Origin of the sequence: Soonwooa sp., from assembly GCF_032062245.1 — a bacterium.
In the GTDB taxonomy this organism is placed as follows: Bacteria; Bacteroidota; Bacteroidia; order Flavobacteriales; family Weeksellaceae; genus Soonwooa.
The window spans coordinates 1-6,044 of the sequence record NZ_DAMBQF010000048.1; the positions used below are offsets into that span (position 1 = coordinate 1).

Annotated in this window: 6 protein-coding genes and 1 pseudogene; 2 read left to right on the forward strand and 5 right to left on the reverse strand. The window is 37.3% G+C overall.

The window, feature by feature from the left end; all coding sequences use genetic code 11:
* Positions 1 to 57: 57 nt before the first annotated feature.
* Positions 58 to 477 carry a hypothetical protein gene (locus RT037_RS13500; RefSeq protein ID WP_312206687.1) on the reverse strand — a complete coding sequence of 140 codons (420 nt, stop codon included), beginning with the start codon at positions 475 to 477 and terminating at the stop codon, positions 58 to 60.
* A 3-nt stretch (positions 478 to 480) separates the two neighbouring features.
* Positions 481 to 2,698, reverse strand: a pseudogene (locus tag RT037_RS13505) (TonB-dependent receptor plug domain-containing protein).
* Between the two features lie 86 nt (positions 2,699 to 2,784).
* Here RT037_RS13505 and RT037_RS13510 point away from each other — a divergent pair.
* On the forward strand, positions 2,785 to 3,474 hold the full coding sequence (locus RT037_RS13510) for a hypothetical protein (RefSeq protein ID WP_313032243.1): 690 nt from the start codon (positions 2,785 to 2,787) through the stop codon (positions 3,472 to 3,474).
* A 10-nt stretch (positions 3,475 to 3,484) separates the two neighbouring features.
* Positions 3,485 to 4,162: a hypothetical protein gene (locus RT037_RS13515; protein ID WP_313032244.1), complete on the forward strand. Its 678-nt coding sequence runs from the start codon at positions 3,485 to 3,487 to the stop codon at positions 4,160 to 4,162.
* A gap of 60 nt (positions 4,163 to 4,222) precedes the next feature.
* On the opposite strand, the gene kdsA is transcribed toward RT037_RS13515, so the two are convergent.
* Genes kdsA through RT037_RS13530 form a run of 3 tightly spaced genes read right to left on the reverse strand, consistent with a single transcriptional unit; the run spans position 4,223 to position 5,981 of the window.
* Positions 4,223 to 5,032, reverse strand: coding sequence for a 3-deoxy-8-phosphooctulonate synthase (kdsA, locus tag RT037_RS13520; protein ID WP_313032245.1), 810 nt, complete (start codon positions 5,030 to 5,032; stop codon positions 4,223 to 4,225).
* A gap of 38 nt (positions 5,033 to 5,070) precedes the next feature.
* Positions 5,071 to 5,601 carry a DUF1697 domain-containing protein gene (locus RT037_RS13525; protein WP_312206683.1) on the reverse strand — a complete coding sequence of 177 codons (531 nt, stop codon included), beginning with the start codon at positions 5,599 to 5,601 and terminating at the stop codon, positions 5,071 to 5,073.
* Positions 5,601 to 5,981 (reverse strand): hypothetical protein, encoded by a 381-nt coding sequence (locus RT037_RS13530; RefSeq protein WP_313032247.1) that lies wholly within the window; start codon positions 5,979 to 5,981, stop codon positions 5,601 to 5,603. The genes RT037_RS13525 and RT037_RS13530 overlap by 1 nt, the downstream gene beginning before the upstream one ends.
* Between the last annotated feature and the right edge of the window lie 63 nt (positions 5,982 to 6,044).

Here is a 6,044-nt window from a genome sequence, read left to right on the forward strand (position 1 = left end):
TCGGCTTTCCTTTTTTTGCATAAAAAAGGCTATCTCTCTTTTGAGACAGCCTCTTTTTTATAAATCTTCACTTTTTTCGTCTGTAAATTTGTATGAGTCATCTGGTTTTCCAATTAAAAATTCAGATTCAAAATTTGCAAACTCGCCATCCTCACTTATATTATATTTGTAAATATCAGTAAGGCCCGAGTTTTTATGAAATTCGTAATACTTACCTTTACTCGTCCACCAAGTTCCATTTTCAGTACTTTGCATTACAGCACCATTTTTAGGATTTACAGCCACAAATAACAAAATAGATTTCCCGTTCTCAAATCTGCAGTTTACCCAATATTTGTTGACATCCTGTAATTGTTGTCCTTCTTCAGAACCTTTCCAGCAGCCCAACATTTTGCGGTCATATTCTTTTTGACCATCAAATTTTTGTGAAAAAGCCAATACCGGTAAAACAGATAATAGCATAAACAATTTTCTCATATTTTATAATTTAAATTCAAGTTTCACATTAAAGAAACGCCCGGTCAATCGTACCGGAACCGGATAAATATAATTAGAATTCACGTCGGTCACCCATTGGTTGGCAACCGTATTCTGAATATTGAAAGCATTAAAAATCTGCACACCCAAAGTCAGTTCACGAAAATTTTTCCAGAAATTACCTGAAGCTTTGTTGTCTTTCTGATCAATAAAAACTTTTGAAAGACCAATGTCTACCCTTTTGTACGATGGCAACGTTTTTTGGTAAGAATACGCTGCTGTAAAATCGGGAAGATTTGTTGCAGAATCAATCGTAATCGGTGTTCCGGTTGGCAGACCGTTGGCATAAACCAAAGTAAGATTTACCCTCATACTCGGAAATTTCGGCATATAATTTTGATAAAACATGGAGAATCTAAACCTTTGATCGGTCGGCCTCAGAATATTTCCCTGATCTTCAATATTTTCAAAAACACGGGCATAACTTGCAGAAATCCAAGAATCTACTCCCGGTACAAATTCACCAAAAAGCCTGGTATCAATACCATAAGCATAACCTGTGGCATTATTTTTTCCCAAATATCTGGTTCTTACATTATCGATATAATACGGAATTAAGCGGTCCATTTTCTTGTAATAGGCTTCCGTAGTTAATTTAAAAGGACGATCGTACATTTGGAATTCGTAATCGTTGGCCAAAATCAGCTGATAGGAACGTTGCGCTTTAATTTCAGAATTAAAATCCCCGCTTAAATCTTTAATTTCTTTATAAAATGGTGCCTGATAATAAACGCCGCCGGAAAGCTTGAAAAGCATATCCGCATTCCAATCCGGTTTTACTGCAACTTGAAATCTTGGACTGATTAAAGTTTCCTTGTTAAAGACCAGTTTTGTGCACGAACTCCGGCATTTACAAACATCCTGTTCGTTCCCCAATAGAATTTTTTAGAATATTGCGCATAAGCTGAAATCCGTTGCGGAGAAATATCGTTATTGCCTCTAATATTATATTTCAGTTCAAGAGTTGAAGCATCCAAAGTTCCTGGATTGCTCCAATCGCGAGGTTGCGAATAACCGATGGAATCTACCAATTGCCATTCGTTTGTTAAATCCTGAATGCGCTCTTTTTCAAATTTTGCCCCAATTTCATAATCCGTATTTACATCTGGAGAAAATCTTGCTTTAAACTGACTTCCCAAAGTTCGTACAAACAAATCATTTCGGGCATGATCGATTTGTCCGCCCGCATCATAAGACGTTACAGGATCGCCGGTTACCGGATCGAATGTTTGCAACATATAACCTGAAGCAATGGTATAATATTCCCGTTCACGGTTTTGGTAAGCAAAATTATCTAGGGTAAATCCCCACTTTTTGCTTGGTTTAAAGTTCACAGATGCCGTTCCCATCATATTTCGGTAGCGGTCATCTTCCCGACCGTTGTAGTAAACAGTCAGTTTCAAAGGTTGCTGCAAAGAACCAAAATCGACCTCTTTTTTATTCGGAACCATTTCGTAATCATTTTTCGAAAAATATCCAATAAACGATACATTCCATTTCGGATTGATGCTGTAATTGATGTACGACTGAAAATCCATGTACTGAGGATTGAAATCGGTATCTTCATTCAAAGTATTCAGAACAAGATTGGTATTTCTGTATCTTCCGGAAAATAAGGCAGAAAGCTTCTTGTTTTTGCTTGCAAACCCGGTTGAAAGCCTGCCTCCTATTAAACTTGCTTCTCCTGAAAGCTCAAATTTTGTCGGTTGGCGGTAATAAATATTAAGAGCTGAAGACATTTTATCACCATATTTTGCTTCAAAACCTCCAGCAGAAAAATTAATCGCCTGCACCATGTCGGGATTGATAATACTCATTCCTTCCTGAAGAGAATTCCTGATTAAGAACGGTCTGTAAATTTCGATATCATTAATATAAATCAGATTCTCATCATAATTACCACCCCGAACCATTATTGTGAAGAAAGCTCGGTATTTGAATTCACTGATGGCAAAGTCTTCAGCAATCCTTCAACACCACCGGAAAGCGAAGAAACCTGTTGTGCTTCTTTCGCGGAAATCACCGTTGTGGAAAGGTCTGTAACTTTTCTCTTGGCTTTCTTTTGAAACACCACTTCTTCTATATCTTTTGTTCTCTCTTTTTCTTGGGAAAAGAATAACAATGGCGCTAATGCGGAAGAAAGTATAATTATTTTTTTCAAGGCGCAATTTTTTTCAAATTTAAGATTTTAACTTCCATAAAATTAAAAAATTACTTAAATTTGTGGCGAATTTTTATTAAAAACAAATGAAGACAAAAAAATCGATTATTTTCGGAGCTTTTATATTGGGCTTCAGTTTAAGTGCACAAACAGGAAAAGTAGGTATTAATACCACTACACCCCAGGAAATTTTAGATGTTAACGGAACTGCAAGAGTAAGAGATTTACCTATAGATGGTGCTGCCAATGCTTTATACAATGGTGCTGCAACGAAAGCCACTACATTTACAGCAACAGCCCCGGTTCTTATAGATGCGAACGGCAATTTAGGCAAAGCCGCCAATAAAGATCTTGTTCCTAATAATGCTACAACTGGCTTTACAGCTACAGATGCTTCTACAGCTATGTTTGTTATCAGGCGATACTCTGTTACAGACTGGCCATCAGGAGCAAATTCAGGAGCAGGTTTTGATACAGGAATGTCCACTGCAAAATGGGAAGCCGTAATGTCTAATGTAAGCTATAAACTTTCCAACAGATATACGACGAGCAACGACAACAGTGCTGCCAATACAAATATAAACACTTTCTTGTCTCAAGTATTCGGTTCCGAGATTAGTGCATCTGTTAAAACTATAGCAACTTTTGGCTGGACATTAGGAAAATCAGGAAGTACATGGAGGGTAATAGGAGATTTTGCAAGCATACAGGAGCAGGCTACTCCTGTAGATATTCTTTTCATAAATAAAAATTACGTAGCAACTGATAGACCTTAATATTGAGACAATGAAAAAAGTAATAATATTGGGTTCTGTATTGCTAAGCTTTAGTTTACAAGCCCAGCTTAATAAAGTTGGTATTAATCATACTGCACCTACCGAGGTTTTAGATGTAAACGGAACCGTGACAATAAGAGAAATGCCAATAGACGGAACTACGAATGCACTATATAATGGCAGTACTACCAAATCTACCACATTTATAGCAACAAACGTTATGATGACCGATGCTAACGGCAACTTAGGAAAAGCGGTAAATAAAGATTTGGTTCCCAATAAAAATTATACAGGGTTTAATGCACTGGATAATTCCACCGCCATATTTGTAACACGCCAATATACCGTAAGTGACTGGCCATCAGGACAGAATTCCGGCGCCGGTTTTGATACCGGGATGTCCACCACAAAATGGGAAGCTATCTTATCTAATGTAAGCTACAAATTGTCTGATAGATATACTACGAGTGGTAGTACTGCTGCTAACAACCCATTTATTAATACATTTTTAACCAGCGTATTTGGTTCTGAAGGGACTGCAACAACCGTTCAGACTTTTGGGTGGGCACTCGGAAAAAATAGTGGAACATGGAGGATTATTGGAGATTTTAATAGTATAAAAGAGCAGCCTACTAAAATAGATATTATTTTTATTAACAAAAAGTATGTGGCTACGGATAGGCCATAAAGAAAACTTTACAGTAAAAAATTACATAGAAGTCATTTCGTTTTGAAATGACTTTTTTTGTTATAAAATTGCTTCACGAAGGCGGGTAAGTTTGCCAAGCAAGCCTTCCAGCAGATCAAGTTTCAGCATATTGGCACCGTCTGATTTTGCGCATGAAGGATCCGGATGGGTTTCAATGAAAATTCCGTCCGCCCCAACGGCAATCCCTGCTTTTGCAACGGTTTCAATCAGCTCCGGACGGCCGCCTGTAACACCTGAATTCTGATTGGGCTGCTGAAGCGAATGCGTGACGTCCAGAATCACCGGTGCATAATTCTGCATCGTAGGGATTCCTCTGTAATCCACCACCAAATCGGTATAACCAAACGAGTTTCCGCGCTCAATGATGGCCGTTTTCTCGTTGCCAGAATCCCTTACTTTTTCCACGGCAAATTTCATGGATTCCGGTGACAGAAACTGGCCCTTTTTCAATGTTACACACTTCCCCGTTTTGGCTGCAGCCACCAATAAATCGGTTTGGCGCACCAGAAATGCAGGAATCTGCAACACATCAACATATTGTGCAGCCAAAGCTGCATGATCATTCTCGTGAATATCAGTGGTTGTTGGAATATTGAAATGTTCACCGACTTTTTTTAGAATTTCAAGGGCTTTTTCATCCCCAATGCCTGTGAATGAATCTACTCGACTGCGGTTGGCTTTTTTAAAACTTCCTATAAAAATGTATGGAATCTGATATTTATCTGAAAGTTTTACGATTTTCTCAGCAATCTCAAATGCCATGGCTTCGCTTTCAATCGCGCAAGGACCGGCGATAAGGAAAAAGTTTTGGGAGTTTTTATGGTGTATGTTTTCTAAATGTTGTATCATTTTTGTGAGTTTCAAGTCTAAGGTTTCGGTTTTTAAGTTCAGACTGCGAACTTCTTTACTATTTTCTCAAAGGTATTGATATTTCTTGAGGTGATTTTATCTTTAAATGTTTTTTTGCCCAAAATTTTACCGAAATCAGAATCCAGCGTGTTGCCTTTCTTAATTTGCCAATAAAAGGTATTGCCAACGATTTCAGCCTTTTCATTTTCTGATTTGTGACCTTTTTTAAACTCTTCTAAAAGCAATTTTTCAGTATTTTCAGTGGTTACAAAACCATAAATATGGGCATCTTCTGATTTAGTAAATGGATTATTTTTCAACATTTCCGAAACTTCATTTTCTGTTTTAATGAAAAGAAAAGCTTCATAATCAAACTTTGCAGACATGGCTTGTTCGAGCAATTGTTTTAAATGTTTGCTATTCTTATCTGAATTGAAAATAATATTGCCGGTCGCAAGGACAGATGATACGTTTTGCATTCCTTCAGTTTCAAACACTTGGCAAACATCAGCCATTTTCATGGTTGTTCCTTTTACGTTTACGCCGCGTAGAAATGCACAGTATCTCATTATTTTATCTTTTCGTAAAGGTTATAATCCGTTCCTGAAGGCTTCAGTTTATAGATTTTTTCAAGAATTTTATTTTCATTTTCAAGAAAATCATTAATCCTGTATTCTTTCAAAAGCTTGTAATGTTGGCGATAATAATCTGCATTTTCGCCTTCAAATAAATCCTTGTAAGAGAGCAGGTATTTTGGCTGACGGTTTTTCACGGTGTTGATCCAGTAATTGGGCTTATCTTTTTTGATTTCGGATTGTACTTCTTTATCTACCAAGCCAACTTCATCAATTGTTTTTAAACCTGAAAAATACGGGACATAACCTGCAGGTTCGAGCAGAATCCATTGGGTTTTATCTTTTTCATAATGGTTCAGAGAGATTATGGGCAATGGCTAGGATGCCGATTTCTACCTCGACCTTGGTTTTTCCTCGAAGCATAAAGCGTTTAAAGT